The following is a 19438-nucleotide window of genomic DNA, read 5'->3' as shown; positions in this document are numbered from 1 at the left end:
GGAGGACACGGATGACCACTGAGGTCACAGCTTCCGCCACCGCGGAGAACGGCACCACCCGCGACGCCTGGGACGGCTTCGAGAAGGGCTCCTGGTCGGAGGGCATTGACGTCCGCGACTTCATCCAGCGCAACTACACCCCTTACGACGGCGACGCCTCCTTCCTCGCCGGCCCCACTGACAAGACGCTGCGCCTGTGGGACCACCTCGAGGAGAACTACCTCAAGGAGGAGCGCAAGGTCCGCATCCTCGACGTCGACACCGACACCCCCTCGGACATCGACGCCTTCCCGGCCGGCTACATCTCCGAGGACGACGACGTCATCGTTGGCCTCCAGACCGACTCCCCGCTCAAGCGCGCCATGATGCCCAACGGTGGCTGGCGCATGGTCGCCCAGGCGATCAAGGAGGCCGGCAAGGAGGTCAACCCCGAGGTCCAGAAGATCTTCACCAAGTACCGCAAGACGCACAACGACGCCGTCTTCGACATCTACACCCCGCGCATCCGCGCCGCCCGCTCCTCCCACATCATCACCGGCCTGCCGGACGCCTACGGCCGCGGCCGCATCATCGGTGACTACCGCCGCGTCGCGCTCTACGGTGTGGACTACCTCATCGAGGAGAAGCTCAAGGCCAAGGACTCCGTGGCGGACCAGCCCTTCTCCGAGCACTGGGCCCGCTACCGCGAGGAGCACTCTGAGCAGATCAAGGCGCTCAAGAAGCTCAAGAACATGGCCCAGAGCTACGGCTTCGACATCTCGGGCCCGGCCCGCACGGCCCACGAGGCCGTCCAGTGGACCTACTTCGCCTACCTCGCCTCGGTCAAGTCCCAGGACGGTGCCGCGATGTCGATCGGCCGCCTGTCGGCCTTCCTCGACATCTACTTCGAGCGCGACCTCAAGGCCGGCGTCATCGACGAGAGCCGTGCCCAGGAGCTCATCGACAACATCGTCATGAAGCTGCGCATCACCCGCTTCCTGCGCACCACCGACTACGACCAGATCTTCTCCGGCGACCCGTACTGGGCCACCTGGTCCGACGCCGGCTTCGGTGAGGACGGCCGCTCCCTGGTCACCAAGACCTCCTTCCGCCTGCTCCAGACGCTGCACAACCTCGGCCCCGCCCCGGAGCCGAACATCACGATCTTCTGGGACGAGAAGCTTCCGCAGGGCTACAAGGACTTCTGCGCCCTTATCTCCATCACGACCTCCTCCATCCAGTACGAGGCCGACGAGCAGATCCGTGACCACTGGGGCGACGACGCCGCCATCGCCTGCTGCGTGTCCCCGATGCGCGTGGGCAAGCAGATGCAGTTCTTCGGCGCCCGCGTCAACTCCGCCAAGGCCCTGCTGTACGCCATCAACGGCGGCCGTGACGAGATGAGTGGCAAGCAGGTCGTCACCGGCCTGCCCGGCATCGAGGGCGACGGCCCGCTCGACTTCGACGAGGTCTGGGACAAGTACGAGAAGATGCTCGACTGGGTCGTGAGCACCTACGTCGAGGCCCTCAACATCATCCACTACTGCCACGACCGCTACGCCTACGAGTCCATCGAGATGGCGCTGCACGACTCCGACATCGTGCGCACCATGGGCTGCGGCATCGCCGGCCTGTCGATCGTCGCCGACTCCCTGAGTGCCATCAAGTACGCCAAGGTCACGCCCGTGCGCGACGAGACCGGCCTCGTGGTCGACTACGTCACCGAGGGCGACTTCCCGATCTACGGCAACGACGACGACCGCGCCGACGACATCGCCGCCACCGTGGTCCACACGATCATGTCGAAGATCAAGGCCCAGCCCTTCTACCGCGACGCCATCCCGACGCAGTCCGTCCTGACGATCACCTCGAACGTCGTCTACGGCCGCGCCACCGGCTCCTTCCCGTCCGGCCACCAGAAGGGCACCCCCTTCTCGCCCGGCGCCAACCCGGAGAACGGCATGGACACGCACGGCATGGTGGCCTCCATGCTCTCCGTGGGCAAGCTCGACTACAACGACGCCCTGGACGGCATCTCGCTGACCAACACCATCACGCCCCAGGGCCTGGGCCGCACGCTCGACGAGCGCGTCGCCAACCTGGTGGGCATCCTCGACGCGGGCTTCGTCCCCGAGGAGGACTGACCCTCCCGCCGCCCACCCGTTCGGCGCCCGGTACCGCGTGCTCCGGGCGCCGACGGTGAGGGACGGCCCCACCGACTCTCTGTCGAACACTCAACACCTATGTGAAAGGGGCCAATCATGCCCACGTACGAAGAGCGCCTCGCCTCCATGAAGGCGCAGCGCCAGGACAATGGCGGCGTCAAGGGCCTGTACCACGCCAACATCAACGTCCTGGACCGCAACACCCTCGAGGACGCCATGGAGCACCCGGAGAACTACCCGAACCTCACGGTTCGCGTCTCCGGCTACGCCGTCAACTTCGTCAAGCTCACGCGTGAGCAGCAGCTGGACGTCCTCAACCGCACCTTCCACGCCGGCGCCTGAGCCGGCCAGGGGTGAAGGAGCCAGATGACTGACACCATCACCCCCGCGACACGGGGCGGCCGGGACCAGGACTTCCTGGCCCCGGCCGCCCGCCTGCGCGGGGCGGGAATCGGTGGGCTCGAGGAGCTGACCGACCTCCAGCGGTCGGACCGCCTCGCCCGCATGCGTGAGGGGTCCCTCGGATCCATCCACTCCTGGGAGCTCGTCACCGCCGTCGACGGGCCGGGCACCCGGATGACGGTCTTCCTCAACGGCTGCCCGCTGCGCTGCCTGTACTGCCACAACCCGGACACCTTCCTCATGAAGGACGGTGAGCCGGTCGAGGCGCAGGAGCTGCTGCGCCGGATGAAGCGGTACCGCGGCGTCTTCCGTGCCTCCGGTGGCGGCATCACCCTGTCGGGCGGTGAGGTCCTCATGCAGCCAGCCTTTGCCCACACGCTGCTGCGCGGCGCCAAGGAGATGGGAATCCACACGTGCATCGACACGTCGGGCTTCCTCGGTGCCAACGCGAGTGACGAGTTCCTCGACGACGTCGACCTCGTGCTCCTGGACGTCAAGAGCGGTGACGAGGAGACCTACAAGAAGGTCACCGGCCGCGCCCTGGCGCCCACGATCGCGTTCGGTGACCGGCTTGCGGCCAAGGGGATCCCGATCTGGGCCCGTTTCGTGCTCGTGCCCGGCCTCACCTCCGACCCGCGCAACGTCGAGAACGTCGCCCGGATCATCGAGCGGTGGGGACAGGCCGTCGAGCGCGTCGAGGTGCTGCCCTTCCACCAGATGGGCACGGACAAGTGGGACGCGCTCAAGCTGGACTACAAGCTGCGCGACACCCGCCCGCCGGAGCCGGAGATGGTCGAGGCGACCCGCGAGATCTTCCGCTCCCACGGCTTCGTCGTCCACTGACGCCAGCGGAGCGCCGGACCACGGCCAGGGCCCCTGGCAGGTGCGAGCGGTCGTGCCGCGTGGACCTTCATGACGGCGCCCCGCTCCTGTGGGGCGACGCCCGCGTCCCCGGGCACTGCCGTGTGGCGATGCCTATATCATTCATGTATACCCATAGGGGTATATACTCACGTCGGTGGGCAATGAGGCCCGCCACGAGTCAACAATGAGGTGAGCTCAATATGGCCAGAGTGGTCGTTCTGGGCGCGGGCGTGTCCGGTCACGCGGCTGCGCAGCACCTGCGCCGCCTGCTCCCGCGGGAGCACCAGGTCGTCGTCATCAGTCCCAACTCGCAGTGGAACTGGATCCCGTCGAACATCTGGGTCGGCACGGGACGCATGCGCAAGGAGCAGGTCGTCTTCCCGCTCGCGCCCGTCTACAAGCGCAAGGGCATCATCTTCCACCAGGCCAAGGCCGTGGCGCTGCACCCGGAGGGCACTCAGGCGGACGAGCGGCCCCAGGTCGAGATCGTCTTCACCGAGAAGGGCCGAGAGGGCGAGACCCGGCGCCTGCCCTACGACTACCTCATCAACGCCACCGGCCCACGGCTCAACTTCGACGCCACCCCGGGACTCGGTCCTGATGAGGGCGGGCACAGCCTGTCCGTGTGCACGGCCTCCCACGCCGTCCAGACGGCCGCCGAGCTGCGCAAGGTCATCGAGGCGGCGCGTGCCGGCAAGGAGCAGCGCCTGGTCATCGGCACGGGCAACGCCACCTGCACCTGCCAGGGCGCAGCCTTCGAGTACGCCTTCAACGTCGACTTCGAGCTGCGCGAGGCCGGCGTGCGCGATCGCTGCGAGGTCGTCTACCTCACCAACGAGGCCGAGCTGGGTGACTTCGGCGTCGGGGGTATGCGTTTCCGCCAGGCGGGCTACCAGACGACCTCGCAGCTGTGGACGGAGTCGCTCTTCCGTGAGCGCGGTGTCAAGGCGATCAGCGGAGCGGCGGTCAAGCGCGTTGAGGAGGGCTCCCTGACCTACGAGTCGCTCGACGGGCAGACGCACCGGCTGGACTTCGACTTCGCCATGCTCCTGCCGCCCTTCTCCGGCCAGCCCCTCAAGGCCTACAACCGCTCCGGCGAGGACATCACCTCGACGGTCTTCGCCCCGAGCGGCTTCATGAAGGTCGATGCCGACTACACCCCACGCCCCTACGAGCAGTGGAGCGCCGACGACTGGCCGCGCACCTACCAGAACCCGACCTACCCCGAGCTGTTTGCTGCCGGTATCGCCTTCGCCCCACCGCACGCCATCTCCAAGCCGCGCAAGACGCCCAACGGCACCGTCATCGCGCCCGCCCCGCCGCGCACCGGCCAGCCCTCGGGCTCGATCGGCCGTGCCTGCGCCGAGTCGATCGCGGACATGGTGCTCGGCAGGGACAAGCCCCTGCACGAGGCGTCGATGGCGAAGATGGGGGCCTCCTGCGTGGCCTCGACCGGGGCGAACCTGCGCACCGGCTCGGCGGCCGCCATGATCATGTACCCCATCGTCCCCGACGAGCGGACTTACCCGGAGACCGGGCGCCACCCGTACCACACCCGCGGCGAGATCGGCCTGTTTGGCCACTGGATCAAGTTCATGCTCCACTACCTGTTCATCTACAAGGCCAAGTCCCTGCCGGGCTGGTCCCTCATCCCGGAGTGATCGACATGTCTGCGACAAGCACCCACAGCACCGACAGCGTCCCCAGCACCGGACAGGAGCAGCCGACGGGTCGCCTCCTCATTGAGGAGCTCGACCCCGTCCAGGCCGAGCGCATCCGCCGGGCGCCGCTGCCCACCAAGCAGACCCTGCGCCGGCGCAGGCTCCTGCCCCTCCAGGTGCTGAAGTTCATGGAGACGAACCTGCGCATCGCCGACATCGTGGCCCGGGAGCGGCTCGGGCTGTGACGCGGGCGTGACGACGCGGCGGGTGCCCCGGTCCCTCCTGGATCCGGGGCACCCGCCGCGTCCGCTAGGGCAGGCTCAGGCCAGGGCGTCCGACAACGCGTGGGCCGACTGCTCGACCTGCCAGGGACGTGCCCCCAGCTGCGTGAGGACCTCGCTGACGGCCCTGACGCTGACGTCCGGGACCGTCCCCGCAGCCTCCTGCTCACCGATCCGCCAGGCCAGGCGGCGCTGGACCTCGGGGCTGAGCAACAGCTCCTGGGGCAGATGGAGGGTTCCCGCCCGCTCACGCACGGCCGCCCGCACCTCATCCAGGGCCGTGGCGGCCTCGGCGTGCCGGCGCCCCCACGACCGCGGCTGGGGCAGCTCGCCGTCGCCCAGGGGGGCGTGCGCCGGGGGGAGCTCGGACTCCGGCAGCTGCAGGGCGCGGTCAATGGCCTGCCACCACAGCTCCTGGTGCTGACGCGCCTGACGGGAGGAGAACTCCCTCAGCGCCTGCATCTTGCGACGTGAGGTCGGACGCGCCACCGCAGCGGCCACGAGCGCCTGGTGCGGCAGGACCTTCGACGGCGTGCGGTCGAGCTCGCGCGCCTTGTCCTCCCGGGCGGTCCACAGCTCGCGCAGCACCGCCAGGGACCTGGGGGAGCGCACCGCACGACCCGCTCTGGGCGTCTTGCGCCACGGGTCCACCTTGGCCGGACGCGGTGGACGGGTCCGCTCGTGCTCGAACTCCTGCCAGGCCCACTCCGCCTTGCCCACCGCCTCGAGCTCGGCAGCCAGGGCGTCACGCAGGTCGATGAGCAGCTCGACGTCGAGCGCCGCGTAGACGAGCCACGTGCGCGGCAGGGGCCGGGTGGACCAGTCGGCGGCGGCATGGTCCTTGGCCAGACGCAGCCCCAGGGTCTCCTCGAGCACCGCACCGAGCCCCACGTGCTCACGGCCCAGGATCCGGGCGGCGAGCTCGGTGTCGAACAGGCGGGCCGGACGCAGGCCGAGAGCCTCCAGACACGGCAGGTCCTGGTCGGCGGCGTGCAGGATCCACTCCGGCCCGTCGAGGACCGTGCCGAGCGCGTTCATCGGACCGCAGGAGACCGGGTCGATGAGGACGGTGCCCGCCCCGTCGCGCCGCAGCTGGACGAGGTAGGCGTCCTGGCCGTAGCGGAATCCCGAGGCCCGCTCCGCGTCGACGGCGACCGGCCCTGTGCCGCGCGACAGCGAGGTGACGGCCCTCTCAAGGGCGGCTGGCGTGTCGGTGACCTCAGGCAGCCCGTCACGGGGCGTGGTGTAGGCCACCACCTCCTCCTGCCGGACCGGGTGGGCGGTGGTGCCGGGCACGGGCACCGGCCGGGGCGCAGGGGTCATCGGGCCCGTCCCATCAGCGACAGCGAGGCCGCCTGCTCGGGCTCGTGCCCCGCGGCGACGTGGATGAGCTCGTACCAGGCGGCCAGGTGCGGGCCCAGGTCAGGCGAGACGGGGGACCAGGAGGCGCGAATCTCGGCGTGGGCGCAGGCGTCGTTCAGCTCCAGCCCGCCGAAGGTCTCGGACAGCACCCGCGTCACAGTGCCGACGAGCGCGCGGTGCCCTGCGCCCTGGTGGTCAAGGGCCTCGGCCAGCCAGGACCAGGCGGCCGCGCCCAGGACGGGGTCCGTGCCGATCTCGGTGTCGATACGGGCGCGCGCCATGACAACGAGCCGGAAGTCGCCGTCCCAGGCCGTCTGCCCGTCAGGGTCGTGCAGGACGACGAAGCGCCCCGAGGCCACAGGCGTGCCCGCCTGGGTCTCAGCGGTCTGCGCCGTCAGGGCCGCCGCGAAGGGCGCGAGCCTCCGGGGGGCGGGAACCTCCTCCAGGACGAGCCCGCGTGGCCGGGATGCCGTCCTCAGGCTGAGCAGGGCCTCCTCGAAGCGCTCGGGGAGCTCCGCTCGCGCCTGGTCTGGTCTACGTGCACGGCTGTCGGTCACCGGGTCAGGCTACCGACGAGCCCTGTGGTGGCGGGCTCCCACGCCGGCAGCCGCAGCCACCCGCACGCACACCCGCCGCTGCGACGGTGCCCCGCGCCGGCCGTGGCGAACGTGGCGAGTGACACGCGACAACGAGTTGGCGCCCAGGTGGGTGCTCTGCTAACTTTCTTCTCGCGCCGCTCATGGGCGGTCACGCGGATGTGGCTCAGTTGGTAGAGCATCACCTTGCCAAGGTGAGGGTCGCGGGTTCGAGTCCCGTCATCCGCTCGGGCGATTGGCGCAGCGGGAGCGCGCTTCCCTGACACGGAAGAGGTCACTGGTTCGATCCCAGTATCGCCCACGGTAGGGGTCCGGAGCCGCACGGCTCCGGACCCCTTGTGCGTGTCCGCCGCCGCTTGAGGCAACCGGGCACAGGAGCCTCGCCCGTCACACAACCACTGGGAGGACACATGCGCCCCGAGGTGCTGCCCGTCATCGTCTCCGGCGAGCAGAGCGCGTACGCGCTCGCCCGCCTCATGCACGAGGCCACCGGCTCCCGGGTCCTGTGCGTGAGCCCTGATCCGATCGAGGCGATCACCCGATCGGCCTTCATCGACGTCCACCACGTGCCGCTCCACCAGGACGACGACGCCCTGTGCGCGACCCTGGAGGAGATCCGCGACGCCCATCCGGACCGGATCGTCGTCGCCATGGCTAACCATGACAATTTCGCGCGCTTCGCCGCACGCCACCGGGACCGTCTTGGCGAGCGGGTCGTCATGCCCTACCCGCAGCTCGACGTCTTCGACGCCGTCCAGGACAAGGCCCGCTTCTCCGAGATCTGCCGCGAGCAGGGCATCCCCACCCCTGCGGACACCGTCGTAGACCTGGCGGACCCTCAGGAAGGGCAGTGGAGCGCCCCGCGCGTGGACCTACGGTTCCCCGTCGTCGCCAAGGCGATCGACGCACTCGACTACGCCCGCGTGTCCTTCGAGGGCAAGGCGAAGGTCTTCTTCCTCGACACCCAGGAGGAGCTCGACGCCCTGTGGGCACCGCTGCGCGCCGCGGGGTTCACGGGGCGCTTCCTCGTCCAGGAGCTCATCCCGGGCGATGACACGTGCGGAGTCTCCCTGACCTCGTACGTCGACTCCCACGGCGTCGTCACGCTGCGCTCATCCGCTCGTGTCCTGGTGGAGGACCACGACCCCACCGCCATCGGCAACCCGATCGCCATGCTGGTGGAGGACTACCCGCAGCTGCACGGGCAGATTGAGAACTTCTTCCGGGCTGTGGGATACACGGGGTTCGCCAACGTCGACGTCAAGGTGGACCCGCGCGACGGCTCCCACTACTTCCTTGAGGTCAACCCCCGCATGGGCCGGAACTGCTACTACGTGCGCGCCGGCGGGGTCAACCTCATGGAGCCCATGCTCGCTGACCTTGTTGACGGACGCAGCCCCGAGCCGCTGCGGGCCACCGAGCCGGCCGTCTACAGCCTCATTCCACGTCGCCTCATCTATCGTTACCTCAGGGAGCCGGGCCTGGCCTCGCGGGTGCGCGCCGTCATCCGCCGTGCGGGCCTGCACGACCCCATGCTCAATCCTGAGGAGGGCGACGTGCGGCGCGCGGTCGTCGTCCACCTCCAACGCCTCAACTACTACCGCAAGCTCAACCGCTTCTACCCGCGTCCTGAGGGGCTCTACTTCTGAGCCGTGGGCCCGTGGGACGAGGAAGGGACCAGTTCCCCATGCCCCAGACCTTCCGACCAGTCACCGACGAGGACTACGCACGGCTCATTGCTGGCAGCCCCTACCCGCACCGCGCCTCCGTCGAGTGGGACGACTACGCCGCCCTCCTTCCCGAGCGCGCCATCTGGCGGGGCTCGCGGCTGGCCTACCTGCCCGACGGCGCAGCCCGCCCTCGCGCCGTCATCACCCTGCGCCAGTTCCACATCCACGCCATGCCGTTCCTGTGGGCCGAGGGCGGCCCTGTGTGGGTGGGGCAGGAGCCCAGCGCTGAGGAGGAGACAGCCTTCGCCGCCGCCCTGGGACAGCTCGTGCGCTCCGAGGACCACGCCCAGGCCTTCGTGCGCTTCGACGTCCTCCACCATGAGGACGTCCTCGGCACCGTCCCCGCCTGCCAGGAGCTGTACGCGCACGACACGACTGTCGTCATCGACACGACCGGGACCGAGGATGACCTGCGTGCCCGCATGAAGAAGCGGGGCCGGCGCGATGTCAACAAGGCCCAGCGCGAGTGCCCCGCCGTGATCGCCGAGGAGACGACGACGATCGACCGAGCCGGCTTCGACGAGCTCATCGCCGTCATGGCGCTGACGAGCGAGCGGCAGGGGTTCAGCGCCCATGACGCTGAGCACTACTGGACCTTCTTCACAACCTTCCGGGACAAGGGGATGGCCCGGCTGTTCGTCGGCCGGGAGGACGGGCGCCCGGTCAACTGGGGCCTGTTCATCGTCCGCGGGGACTTCGCCACCTACGAGGTGGCCGCCTCGACCGAGGAGGCGCGGCGCACGGGGGCGCCGGACCTCATGCTCTACACCGGTCTCATCACCCTCCAGGCCGACGGTGTCAGCGCCGTCGACCTCGTCGCCGTCGGCTCCGACTACAACCCCACGCTCAACACGCTCAACCGCTTCAAGACGAAGTGGACGACGCAGACGACGCGTGTGCCCGCGCCCGTGGAGGTTGTCCTCAAGCCACTGCGCTACCGCGTGCTCACCTGGCTCGCCGCCCGGCGTCCGTGAGACGCGCCGCTCCGGCTGTGAGCACGTGGACAGGCACCTCACCCGCCAGGATGAGGCACGAGGGGCTCCCGCGTGGTTACCCTCGGACCACCGTGACGATGCGCTACACCATGCGCGCCTGACTTATGAAGGAAAGAGAGCACATGAGCTCAGCCTCCACCGCAGCCGCCAGCGCCGGTGAGCCGACCGCCGTCCTGCGCCCCGTCAACGCCCGCGACGCGCGTATCGCGGTGGGCTGCACCCCCTGCCCCCTCGAGCAGCTCGAGGTCTGGCAGGCCTTCGAGGCCAGCCAGGGGCACGAGCTCTTCGGACGCTTCCTCTACGAGTGCGAGGGCAAGCCCACCGCCGTCATCAGCCTCTACCGCTACACCATCGGCGGTCGCCCCTTCCTGTGGGCCAAGCACGGCCCTGTGTGGCTCAAGGAGCAGACCCCCGAGCGCGAGGCCGACCTTCGCCGCCGGCTCGTCGCCGCCGTGCGCGCCCGCGACCCGCGTGCCGTCTTCATCCGCATGCACGCCCGCTTCCGTGCGGGCGACACCCACGAGCTCATCTCCACCATCACCTACGACCGCACCTACGTCATCGACCTGCGCCCGGGCACCCCTGAGGCGATCAGTGCCGCCATGCCCAAGGACGGGCGCCGGGGCGTGCGCCGCGCCGAGCGCACCGCCCGCGAGGCCGGCTGCACCATCGCGGAGGAGACCGGCCTGGACCGCGCCGCCTTCGAGGAGCTGTACGCCGTCCTGGAGGAGACTGCCAGGCGCGACGGCTTCAGGCCCCATCCCAGCCAGGTCTACTGGGACATGCTCACCACCCTGGGCCCCGAGCACGCCCGGGTCTTCGTCCTGCGCCAGGACGGCGTCGCCCACTGCTGGGACATCGTCACCGTCTCCGGCGCGATGGCCACGGCCTACTACGGCGCCTCCTCCAACGCCTCCCGCGGCTTCCGCGGGGCCGAGGCCCTCGACTGGGCCGTCGCCTGCGCCATGGCCGCCGAGGGCCGCACCGGCCTGGACCTCATGGGCGCCGAGTCCACCCGGGTGCCCGAGCTGTACTCCGTCGGCCGCTACAAGCGACGCTTCGCCCAGCACCCCACCGAGGTCGATGGCGCCTGGGACGTGCCCGTGCGCCCCGTGCTCTACCGCGCCCTGGTCCAGGCGCGTCGCGCGCGTCACGCCCTGCGCCACCGCCTGGGGGTCTGAGCCCACCGCGCGGTCGGTATGATCCGGCACAAGCGGACGCACCCGTACAGCGGCCGCCGTCCCCAACTCCAGGAGCACCTCCGTGTCAACTCAGCCCAGCACCGACATCACCCTTGACGGCGTCCCGCGCAGCATCGAGGGGGGCACCACCGGAACCGCGCTCCTGGCCGGCGCCGACGGCGTCGTCGCCATGAGGGTCAACGGCGAGCCCTGGGACCTCGAGCGCGTCGTGCCCGCCGGGGCCGTCGTCGAGGCCATCACCCTCGACTCCGAGGACGGCCTCAACATCCTGCGCCACTCCGCCACCCACGTCATGGCCCAGGCCGTCCAGGAGATCTTCCCGGACGTCAACCTCGGCATCGGCCCGTTCATCACGGACGGCTTCTACTACGACTTCGGCAACATCGACGCCGTCACCCCCGAGCTCCTCAAGGAGATCGAGAAGCGGATGAGGCGCATCGTCAAGGAGGGGCAGACCTTCCGGCGTCGTGACGTCACCGAGGAGGAGGGGCGCACCGAGCTCGCCGACCAGCCCTACAAGCTCGAGCTCATCACCACCAAGGGCCAGGGCGCGGAGGCCACCGCCAGCGTCGAGGTCGGCGCCGGCGGCCTGACGATGTACGACAACGTCCGCCGCGACGGCGAGGTCGTCTGGAGCGACCTGTGCCGCGGCCCCCACCTGCCCACCACCCGTCTCATCGGCCAGGGCTTCGCCCTGACCCGCTCCTCGGCCGCCTACTGGAAGGGCGACCAGAGCGGTGACTCCCTCCAGCGCATCTACGGCACCGCCTGGGCCTCGAAGGAGGACCTCAAGGCCTACCAGGAGCGCCTGGCCGAGGCCGCCCGCCGCGACCACCGCAAGCTCGGCGCCGAGCTCGACCTCTACTCCTTCCCTGAGGAGATCGGCCCGGGCCTGGTCGTCTTCCACCCCAAGGGCGGCATGCTGCGCCACCAGATCGAGCAGTACGTCATCAAGCGCCACGAGGAGGCCGGCTTCGACTTCGTCCACACGCCGGAGATCTCCAAGGGCGGGCTCTTCCACACCTCCGGTCACCTGCCCTACTACGCGGACACGATGTTCCCGCCCATGCTCGCGGACGAGGAGACCGACGCCGAGGGCACCGTCACCAAGGCCGGCCAGGAGTACTACCTCAAGGCCATGAACTGCCCCATGCACAACCTCGTCTTCCGCTCACGCGGGCGCTCCTACCGGGAGCTGCCGCTGCGGTTCTTCGAGATGGGGCACGACTACCGCTACGAGAAGTCCGGCGTCGTCCACGGCCTGACCCGCATGCGCGGCTTCACCCAGGACGACTCCCACACCTACTGCACCCGTGAGCAGGCGCCCGCCGAGATCCGCACCCAGATCGAGTTCTTCATCTCGATCCTCCGGGCCTTCGGCCTGAGCGACTTCTACCTCGAGCTGTCCACCCGTGACGAGGACGGTGCCAAGAAGGACAAGTTCATCGGCTCGGACGAGGACTGGCAGGCCGCCACCCGCACCCTGGAGGAGGTGTGTGCCTCCACCGGTCTCGATCTCGTCCCGGACCCGGGCGGCGCCGCCTTCTACGGGCCGAAGGTCTCCGTCCAGGTCAAGGACGCCATCGGACGCACCTGGCAGATGTCCACCATCCAGTACGACTTCAACCAGCCCGAGCGCTTCGACCTGCAGTACACGGCCCCCGACGGCACCCACCAGCGCCCGATCATGCTGCACTCGGCCAAGCTCGGCAGCGTCGAGCGCTTCATCGGCGTGCTCACCGAGCACTACGCCGGGGCCTTCCCCGCCTGGCTCGCCCCCGTCCAGGTGCGGCTCGTGCCCGTGGCTGAGGCCTTCGACGGCTACGTCAGCGACGTCGCCGCACGGCTGCGCGCGCGCGGTGTGCGCGTGGAGACCGACCTGTCCGACGACCGCTTCGGCAAGAAGATCCGCAACGCCTCCAAGGAGAAGGTCCCCTTCATCCTCATCGCCGGAGGTGACGACGCCGAGGCCGGCGCCGTCTCCTTCCGCTTCCGCGACGGGTCCCAGGCCAACGGCGTGCCCGTCGCCGAGGCCGTCGAGCACATCGCCCAGGTCATCGCCGGGCGTGCCAACGACCCGGCGCAGGAGAAGATCACGCGATGAGCAACAGGCCCGAGCAGGTGCCCGGCACCGGACCGGGCCGCCTCGAGGACCTCGAGGGGACCGTGGTCGCCGGGCCGCTCGGGCCCGTCACCGTCGAGCAGCCCTTCCAGCAGCCGGACCTGCCGGAGCCCTTCGGGCGCCTGTGGACCCCGCACCGCATGGTCTACATCGGCGGCCAGGACAAGCCCTCCGACGCCTCCGAGGCCCAGTGCCCCTTCTGCGCGGCGCCCGGGCGCCAGGACGAGGCCGCCCTCGTCGTGCACCGGGCGGAGCACGCCTACGTGCTCATGAACCTCTACCCCTACAACACCGGTCACCTGCTCGTGTGCCCCTACCGGCACGTCTCGGACTGGACCGAGGCCAGCGAGGCCGAGCGCGTCGAGATCGGGCGGCTCACCGCCCGCGCCATGGAGGTCCTGCGCCACGTGTCCCACCCGCACGGCTTCAACCTGGGCATGAACCAGGGCGAGGTCGCCGGCGCAGGGATCGCCGCCCACCTGCACCAGCACATCGTGCCGCGGTGGACGGGTGACGCCAACTTCATGCCCATCGTCGCCAGGACCAAGCCGGTGCCACAGCTGCTGGGCGAGCAGCGCGACATGCTCGCCGCCGCCTGGCTCACCGCCCCGACCACCGCGGGCCCCAGCGTTAGCCCGCCGCCGCCCACCCACGACCCCACGAGGACACCATGCTCGGACAGCACGGACGCGGCCTGACCAAGGCCCTGTTCACCCAGCCGGCGCTCGCGCTCGCGCGCCTCGGCGTCACGCCCAACATGCTCACCGTCACCGGCACGCTGCTGACCGTCCTCGTCGCCGTCACCACCCTGCCGCAGGGGCGGTTCCTGCTCGGAGCGGCGCTGCTGGCCCTGGTGGTTGTCGGGGACTCCTTTGACGGCATCCTCGCCCGGGCCACCGGCACGACCTCCGTCTTCGGCGCCTTCCTCGACTCGACGATGGACCGCATCGCCGACGGCGCCGTCTTCGGCTCCCTGGTCGCCTGGGCGGCGCTGCGCCTGGAGCCTGGTGCCCTGCGCACGGCGACGATCGTCTGCGCCCTGGCCGTCGTCGTCCTGGCCGAGGTCGTCTCCTACGCGCGCGCCAAGGCCGAGTCGCTGGGCGTCAGTGCCAGCGTGGGCGTCGCTGAGCGCACCGACCGCCTCGTCGTCGCCGGGGTCGGCGTCGTCGCCGTCGGGCTGGGAGCCCCCCAGTGGGTGCTCACCGCCGCCCTGGCACTGGTCTCCCTGGGCTCACTCGTCACGGTCGTCCAGCGGGTGCTGGCCGCGCGCAGCCAGCTGCGCCAGCGCGAGCACGCCGCGGCCCCGGAGGAGGGCAGGCCCCTGTGAGCCCCTCGGTCGAGGACCTCTACCGCCTCGCCTGGCGCCACGCCCACCGCCTGCCCCCGCGCGTGGGCTACGCGCTGTGCCACCTGGGAGCCGACGCGACCTGGCTGCTCCACACCCTGCAGGGCCGGCGCACGGGCGTCGGCCAGCTCCGGCGCAACCTCGCACGCCTGCTGCCCGGCGCCACCCCGGCGGCGCTGCGCCGCACCACCAGGCAGGCCATGCGCTCCTACATGCGCTACTTCTACGAGGCCTTCGCCCTGCCTGGCACAAGCCCCGAGCAGCTCCAGGCCCGCGTGCGCCCGGACATCGACCCCCGGGCCTACGAGGACCTGGCCACCGGGTCGATCGTCGTGGCGCTGCCCCACATGGGCAACTGGGACCTTGTGGGCGCCTGGGCCTGCTCCCACCTCGCGCAGGTGCTCACCGTGGCCGAGCACCTCGAGCCGGATGACCTCTTCGAGCAGTTCGTGGCCTTCCGCGAGGGCCTGGGGATGCGCGTCATCGGCCAGCGCCGCGGTGAGAAGGCCTTCGACCGGCTCCTCGCCGCCGCGCAGGAGGGCCACCACGTCATCGCGCTGCTGGCCGACCGCGACCTGTCCTCCGCCGGGATCCAGGCCAGTCTGTGCGGGCACACCATGCGGGCGGCGGCCGGCCCGGCCGCGCTCGCCGTGAGGCTGGACCGGCCCCTGTACTACGCCAGCGTCTTCTACGAGCCTCTGACGGGCGAGCGCCGCCGCGCGGCCGGCGGCCCCTGGGGCGTCGTCCTGCGTCTGCGCAAGGTCGAGGAGCCGGGACCCACCGCGGCCCCCACGCGAGAGCGCGTCGAGGCCTGGACCCGGGCGTGGGTCAGCGCCCTCGCCCCCGAGCTCGTGGCGCACCCCACGGACTGGCACATGCTCCAGGCGGTGTTCGACGCGGACCTGGACCCCGAGCGCCTGGCCCGAGCCCACGCCCGTCAGGCACAGCTGAGCCCGCAGGACACCGCGACGGCGGGGGAGGAGCCATCATGAGAGTCGGTATCGTCTGCCCCTACTCACTCGACGCCCACGGCGGCGTCCAGGTCCACGTGCTCGACCTTGCCGCCGAGCTCAGGCGCCGCGGCCACGAGGTGGGCGTCCTCGCCCCCGCCTCGGAGGGCACCGAGCTTGCCGAGGGCGTCACAAGCGCCGGGGACTGCGTCGCCATCCCCTACAACGGCTCGGTGGCCAGGCTCAACTTCGGGCCCGTGGTCGCCCGGCGCGCCAGGCGCTGGCTCGACGAGGGCCGCTACGACCTGCTCCACATCCACGAGCCCATCACACCGAGCGTCGGCATGCTCGTGCTCCAGGCGGCGCAGGCGCCCGTCGTGGCGACCTTCCACGCCGCCATGGACCGGTCCCTGGCCCGCGAGCTGCTGTCACCGGCCACCGTGCCGCTCATCGAGAGGATCGCCGCGCGCATCGCCGTCTCCGAGGAGGCGCGACGCACCCTGGTCCACTTCCACGGTGGCGACGCCGTCGTCATCCCCAACGGCGTCAACGTCGCCCCCTTCGCCCGTGCGCCCAAGGACGACCCCCGCTTCGTCGGCACCGCCCAGGCACCCACCATCGCCTTCCTGGGACGCCTCGACGAGCCCCGTAAGGGGCTGCAGGTGCTCGCCGGGGCCATCGGCCCCGTGCTCGAGGTGGTGCCCGGTGCACGCTTCCTCATCGCCGGGCGCGGGGAGGCCGAGGAGCAGCGCCAGGCCCTGGCCCGCTACGGCGCGCACGTGCAGTTCCTCGGCGGCGTCAGCGACGAGGACAAGGCGGCGATGCTCGCCAGCGCCACCTGCTACGTGGCCCCGCAGACCGGCGGGGAGTCCTTCGGCATCGTGCTCGTCGAGGCCATGGCCGCCGGCACCCGGGTCATCGCCTCGGACCTGACCGCCTTCTCCGACGTCCTGGGGGCAGGGCGCTACGGCGCCCTCTTCCGCAACGGGGACAGCGACGACCTCGCGCGCGTCATCATCGACACGCTCACCCGTCCCGAGGCGGCCGCGCAGCGCCAACGCGCCGCGCAGGGGGTGGTCGGCCGCTACGACTGGGCGACGGTGACGGACGCCGTCCTCGACGTCTACGACATGGCCCTGTCCACCGCCCACGTGCGCGTGGACCCCGCCCCGGGCGCCCGCACCATGGTCGCGCGCCTGCGCGGTGTCCGGGGCGGGGGCGAGAGGTGAGCGGCGGCTGGGCCGGGGCGCTGGGCCTCCTGCTGGCGCTCCTTGTGGCCGTCGCCGTCGGCTGGGCCCTGTACGCCCAGGCGCTGAGGGTGGACCGCCTGCACCGGCAGGTGCTCGGCTCCCGCGCCACCCTGGAGACCCAGCTGGTCCACCGGGCCCAGGCCGCGGCCGAGCTCGCGGCCTCCGGCTACCTCGACGCCGCCTCCGCCCTGCTGCTCTCACGCGCCGCCCACGACGCTCTTGAGTGCGAGGCCCCGCTTGTCGAGGACGGGCTCGATCCCGACTCCCAGGCCCCCGGGCCGACGACGCGGCAGCGCACCCGTGCGGCCGTCGAGTCGGACCTGTCGCGCGTGACCCGCGCCGTCCTGGACCCTCAGACCCGCAGCTCGCTCATGCAGGAGCCGTTGGCCTGCCAGTGCCTGTCACGGCTGGACCGGGCCGGCTACCGGCTTGTGCTCGCCCGGCGCTTCCACGACACCCACGTCTCCGAGGCCAGGCGCCTGCGCCGCAGCCCGGCCGTGCGCCTGCTCAGGCTCGCCGGCCGGGCACCGCTGCCAGGCACCTTCGACATGGACGACGACCTCGGCCCCGCGGGACCGCCCGCCCCGCACCACGAGGACCCCCAGTGACCACCTACCCGCCCAGTGCCTGGGGCCCGCGCCCCAGCGGGGACGCCGGCTGGCGCCCCACAGCGGCCGGCGGCTACGTGCCGGTCCACGCACACCCTGGGGCCGGAGCACCTGTTGCGGCCGGCGCCTGGGTCCAGCCGCGCGCGCTGCGGCGCCGGCGCGCCAGTGACATCGCCGTCCACCTGCTCGCCCTGCTCGGCGGTGCCGGGCTCGCCGTCATCCTCTACGTCATCTACACCGAGGCCGGGCAGGCAGGTGCCCTCGTCCTGCCCTTTCTCCTTGCCCTCGTCCCGCTGGGTATCGTCCTGGTCTGCGTGCGCTGGATCGACAGGTGGGAGCCGGAGCCTGTGGGCGTGCTCATCGCAGCCTTCCTGTGGGGGGCCGGCGTGGCCACCGTGGTCTCGATGCTTGTCAACACCTCCACCTCGCTGCTGGTGGCCGCGGTGACGGGCGACGACGACGGGGCCGAGCTCGTCTCCTCGGTCCTGTCCGCGCCCCTCGTCGAGGAGTCCACCAAGGGTCTGGGGGTCCTGCTCGTCTTCCTCATCTGGCGCCGCTCCTTCAACGGCCCCATCGACGGCGTCGTCTACGCCTCCGTCATCGCCGCGGGCTTCGCCTTCGCGGAGAACATCCTCTACTTCGCACGCTACTGGGACCAGGTCCTCGCCGTCTTCATCATGCGCGGCATCATGTCCCCCTTCGCCCACGTCACCTTCACGGCCTGCACCGGGCTGGCCGTGGGGCTCAGCGCCCGTCGCCGCTGGCGCTGGGCCTGGGTGTGGATGACGCCCATCGGGATGGTCGGCGCGGTGGCCCTGCACGCCTTCTGGAACGGTGTGGTCTCCGTGCACCCCGAGATGTACCTGTTCGCGGAGGTCCCCTTCTTCCTCGTGTGCATCGGCATCGTCATCGGCCTGCGGGCGGGAGAGCGGCGCAGCCTGCGCCTGCGCCTGGAGGACTACGCCCGCACCGGCTGGTACGCCCCGGCGGAGGTCACGATGCTCACCACCTCCGCGGGCCGCGCCTCGGCTCGCCTGTGGGCCAAGGCCCGTGGGCCGGCGGTCGAGCTGGCCATGAGGGACTTCCTGGCCGCCTCGCTCCAGCTGGCCTGCCTGCGGCAGCAGGCGGTGAGCGGGCACACGGGCGCCGACTACGCGCTCAGGCAGGCCGAGCTGCTGGGGGTCGTCCAGCGCTGCAAGCAGGTTTTTGGGGCCTACTCATGACGGCGCGCGCCAGCACGGGTGACGGTGCCGCCCGGCTCGCGCCGGACGGGCGTGACCCGCTCCAGGTGCCGGAGAACTGGAGCGAGCTGCTCGACCCGGCCGAGTGGCGCCTCAACGAGGAGGGGCTGCCGGCCCGGCGTGCCGCGCGCGTCGTCGCCCTGCGCGAGAGCCCCCGTCCCGAGATCCTGCTCGTCGTCGGCCACGACTTCGCCGACGCCGCCCACTGCTGGGTCTTCACCCCCGGCGGAGGGATCCTTGACCACGAGGACGCCCGCTCCGGGGCCAGGCGGGAGCTCGCCGAGGAGACCGGGATCGTCCTGGATGACGCCGAGCTCGTCGGGCCTGTGGCCCGGCGCAGCTGCCGCTTCCGCTTCAACCTCGTCACCTGCCGGCAGGAGGAGGAGATCTTCCTCGCCCGCCCCAGCCAGACAGGGCCGATCGACCGCGCCGGCTGGACGGAGACGGAGAGACAGGTCCTCGACTCCCTTCGCTGGTGGGGCCTGGACGAGCTCGACGCCGCCGTGGAGGCCGGGACGACGGTCTACCCCGGCACGCTGCCCCGGCTGGCGCGCGAGCTGCTCGGCGGCTGGGACGGGGTGACCCGCGACATCGCGGAGGACGACTGACCACCGGGGCCCACAGGCCCAGGCGGCCACCGCCTCAGGCTGGGCGCACGGGCGCCGCAGGCCCCTGGCTCCGTGAC

The 19438-nt window shown here is 71.1% G+C and carries 18 protein-coding genes and 2 tRNA genes; 18 read left to right on the top strand and 2 right to left on the bottom strand.

Annotation, left to right across the window (positions count from 1 at the left end):
* Positions 1-11 precede the first annotated feature (11 nt).
* The 5 genes from pflB to ACSJJR_RS03000 all read left to right on the top strand — a co-directional run bounded on the left by pflB (position 12) and on the right by ACSJJR_RS03000 (position 5316).
* Positions 12-2123: a formate C-acetyltransferase gene (gene pflB / locus ACSJJR_RS03020; protein WP_435941738.1), complete on the top strand. Its 2112-nt coding sequence runs from the start codon at positions 12-14 to the stop codon at positions 2121-2123.
* A 117-nt stretch (positions 2124-2240) separates the two neighbouring features.
* Positions 2241-2486, top strand: a complete 246-nt coding sequence (gene grcA2 / locus ACSJJR_RS03015; RefSeq protein WP_435941737.1) for an autonomous glycyl radical cofactor GrcA2 — start codon at positions 2241-2243, stop codon at positions 2484-2486.
* A gap of 24 nt (positions 2487-2510) precedes the next feature.
* Complete coding sequence (pflA, locus tag ACSJJR_RS03010; RefSeq protein ID WP_435941736.1) at positions 2511-3389, top strand: pyruvate formate-lyase-activating protein; 879 nt, start codon at positions 2511-2513, stop codon at positions 3387-3389.
* Between the two features lie 221 nt (positions 3390-3610).
* Entirely contained in the window at positions 3611-5071 is a 1461-nt protein-coding gene (locus tag ACSJJR_RS03005) for an NAD(P)/FAD-dependent oxidoreductase (protein ID WP_435941735.1), read from the top strand.
* Between the two features lie 5 nt (positions 5072-5076).
* Complete coding sequence (locus ACSJJR_RS03000; RefSeq protein ID WP_435941734.1) at positions 5077-5316, top strand: hypothetical protein; 240 nt, start codon at positions 5077-5079, stop codon at positions 5314-5316.
* 75 nt (positions 5317-5391) lie between these two features.
* On the opposite strand, the gene ACSJJR_RS02995 is transcribed toward ACSJJR_RS03000, so the two are convergent.
* Together ACSJJR_RS02995 and ACSJJR_RS02990 are read right to left on the bottom strand one after the other, a co-directional pair.
* Positions 5392-6675 (bottom strand): HRDC domain-containing protein, encoded by a 1284-nt coding sequence (locus ACSJJR_RS02995; protein ID WP_435941733.1) that lies wholly within the window; start codon positions 6673-6675, stop codon positions 5392-5394.
* Positions 6672-7271 carry a DUF3000 domain-containing protein gene (locus tag ACSJJR_RS02990; protein WP_435941732.1) on the bottom strand — a complete coding sequence of 200 codons (600 nt, stop codon included), beginning with the start codon at positions 7269-7271 and terminating at the stop codon, positions 6672-6674. Before ACSJJR_RS02990 ends, ACSJJR_RS02995 begins: the two co-directional genes overlap by 4 nt.
* Positions 7272-7465: 194 nt before the next feature.
* Here ACSJJR_RS02990 and ACSJJR_RS02985 point away from each other — a divergent pair.
* The 13 genes from ACSJJR_RS02985 (at position 7466) to ACSJJR_RS02925 (ending at position 19361) form a co-directional block, all read left to right on the top strand.
* A tRNA-Gly gene (locus tag ACSJJR_RS02985) sits at positions 7466-7538 on the top strand.
* 1 nt (position 7539) lies between these two features.
* Positions 7540-7611 (top strand) — tRNA-Val (locus ACSJJR_RS02980).
* A 109-nt stretch (positions 7612-7720) separates the two neighbouring features.
* Entirely contained in the window at positions 7721-8959 is a 1239-nt protein-coding gene (locus ACSJJR_RS02975; protein ID WP_435941731.1) for a carboxylate--amine ligase, read from the top strand.
* A gap of 38 nt (positions 8960-8997) precedes the next feature.
* Complete coding sequence (locus ACSJJR_RS02970) at positions 8998-10014, top strand: lipid II:glycine glycyltransferase FemX (RefSeq protein WP_435941730.1); 1017 nt, start codon at positions 8998-9000, stop codon at positions 10012-10014.
* Between the two features lie 143 nt (positions 10015-10157).
* Entirely contained in the window at positions 10158-11216 is a 1059-nt protein-coding gene (locus ACSJJR_RS02965; protein ID WP_435941729.1) for a lipid II:glycine glycyltransferase FemX, read from the top strand.
* Positions 11217-11298: 82 nt separating this feature from the next.
* Positions 11299-13341 carry a threonine--tRNA ligase gene (gene thrS / locus ACSJJR_RS02960; RefSeq protein ID WP_435941728.1) on the top strand — a complete coding sequence of 681 codons (2043 nt, stop codon included), beginning with the start codon at positions 11299-11301 and terminating at the stop codon, positions 13339-13341.
* Entirely contained in the window at positions 13338-14057 is a 720-nt protein-coding gene (locus ACSJJR_RS02955) for an HIT family protein (protein WP_435941727.1), read from the top strand. The genes thrS and ACSJJR_RS02955 overlap by 4 nt, the downstream gene beginning before the upstream one ends.
* Positions 14030-14686, top strand: coding sequence for a phosphatidylinositol phosphate synthase (pgsA, locus tag ACSJJR_RS02950; RefSeq protein ID WP_435941726.1), 657 nt, complete (start codon positions 14030-14032; stop codon positions 14684-14686). Before ACSJJR_RS02955 ends, pgsA begins: the two co-directional genes overlap by 28 nt.
* Positions 14683-15696, top strand: a complete 1014-nt coding sequence (locus ACSJJR_RS02945; protein WP_435941725.1) for a phosphatidylinositol mannoside acyltransferase — start codon at positions 14683-14685, stop codon at positions 15694-15696. The genes pgsA and ACSJJR_RS02945 overlap by 4 nt, the downstream gene beginning before the upstream one ends.
* Positions 15693-16883 (top strand): glycosyltransferase family 4 protein, encoded by a 1191-nt coding sequence (locus tag ACSJJR_RS02940; RefSeq protein ID WP_435941724.1) that lies wholly within the window; start codon positions 15693-15695, stop codon positions 16881-16883. Before ACSJJR_RS02945 ends, ACSJJR_RS02940 begins: the two co-directional genes overlap by 4 nt.
* Positions 16880-17512, top strand: coding sequence for a hypothetical protein (locus ACSJJR_RS02935; protein ID WP_435941723.1), 633 nt, complete (start codon positions 16880-16882; stop codon positions 17510-17512). Before ACSJJR_RS02940 ends, ACSJJR_RS02935 begins: the two co-directional genes overlap by 4 nt.
* Positions 17509-18735: a PrsW family intramembrane metalloprotease gene (locus ACSJJR_RS02930; RefSeq protein ID WP_435941722.1), complete on the top strand. Its 1227-nt coding sequence runs from the start codon at positions 17509-17511 to the stop codon at positions 18733-18735. The genes ACSJJR_RS02935 and ACSJJR_RS02930 overlap by 4 nt, the downstream gene beginning before the upstream one ends.
* Positions 18732-19361 carry an NUDIX hydrolase gene (locus tag ACSJJR_RS02925; RefSeq protein ID WP_435941721.1) on the top strand — a complete coding sequence of 210 codons (630 nt, stop codon included), beginning with the start codon at positions 18732-18734 and terminating at the stop codon, positions 19359-19361. Before ACSJJR_RS02930 ends, ACSJJR_RS02925 begins: the two co-directional genes overlap by 4 nt.
* Positions 19362-19438 lie beyond the last annotated feature (77 nt).

The organism is Actinomyces sp. W5033, assembly GCF_051303165.1.
Note: the sequence above shows the minus strand (reverse complement) of the source record. Positions and strands in the feature narration are given on the sequence as shown.

Coding starts and splice junctions, on each gene's coding strand:
- ACSJJR_RS02975 (WP_435941731.1), top strand. CDS start 7,721: ATGCGCCCCGAGGTGCTGCCCGTCATCGTCTCCGGCGAGCAGAGCGCG.
- ACSJJR_RS02965 (WP_435941729.1), top strand. CDS start 10,158: ATGAGCTCAGCCTCCACCGCAGCCGCCAGCGCCGGTGAGCCGACCGCC.
- ACSJJR_RS02925 (WP_435941721.1), top strand. CDS start 18,732: ATGACGGCGCGCGCCAGCACGGGTGACGGTGCCGCCCGGCTCGCGCCG.
- pflA (WP_435941736.1), top strand. CDS start 2,511: ATGACTGACACCATCACCCCCGCGACACGGGGCGGCCGGGACCAGGAC.
- ACSJJR_RS02940 (WP_435941724.1), top strand. CDS start 15,693: ATGAGAGTCGGTATCGTCTGCCCCTACTCACTCGACGCCCACGGCGGC.
- grcA2 (WP_435941737.1), top strand. CDS start 2,241: ATGCCCACGTACGAAGAGCGCCTCGCCTCCATGAAGGCGCAGCGCCAG.
- pgsA (WP_435941726.1), top strand. CDS start 14,030: ATGCTCGGACAGCACGGACGCGGCCTGACCAAGGCCCTGTTCACCCAG.
- ACSJJR_RS03000 (WP_435941734.1), top strand. CDS start 5,077: ATGTCTGCGACAAGCACCCACAGCACCGACAGCGTCCCCAGCACCGGA.
- ACSJJR_RS02970 (WP_435941730.1), top strand. CDS start 8,998: ATGCCCCAGACCTTCCGACCAGTCACCGACGAGGACTACGCACGGCTC.
- ACSJJR_RS02995 (WP_435941733.1), bottom strand. CDS start 6,675: ATGACCCCTGCGCCCCGGCCGGTGCCCGTGCCCGGCACCACCGCCCAC.
- ACSJJR_RS02955 (WP_435941727.1), top strand. CDS start 13,338: ATGAGCAACAGGCCCGAGCAGGTGCCCGGCACCGGACCGGGCCGCCTC.
- pflB (WP_435941738.1), top strand. CDS start 12: ATGACCACTGAGGTCACAGCTTCCGCCACCGCGGAGAACGGCACCACC.
- ACSJJR_RS03005 (WP_435941735.1), top strand. CDS start 3,611: ATGGCCAGAGTGGTCGTTCTGGGCGCGGGCGTGTCCGGTCACGCGGCT.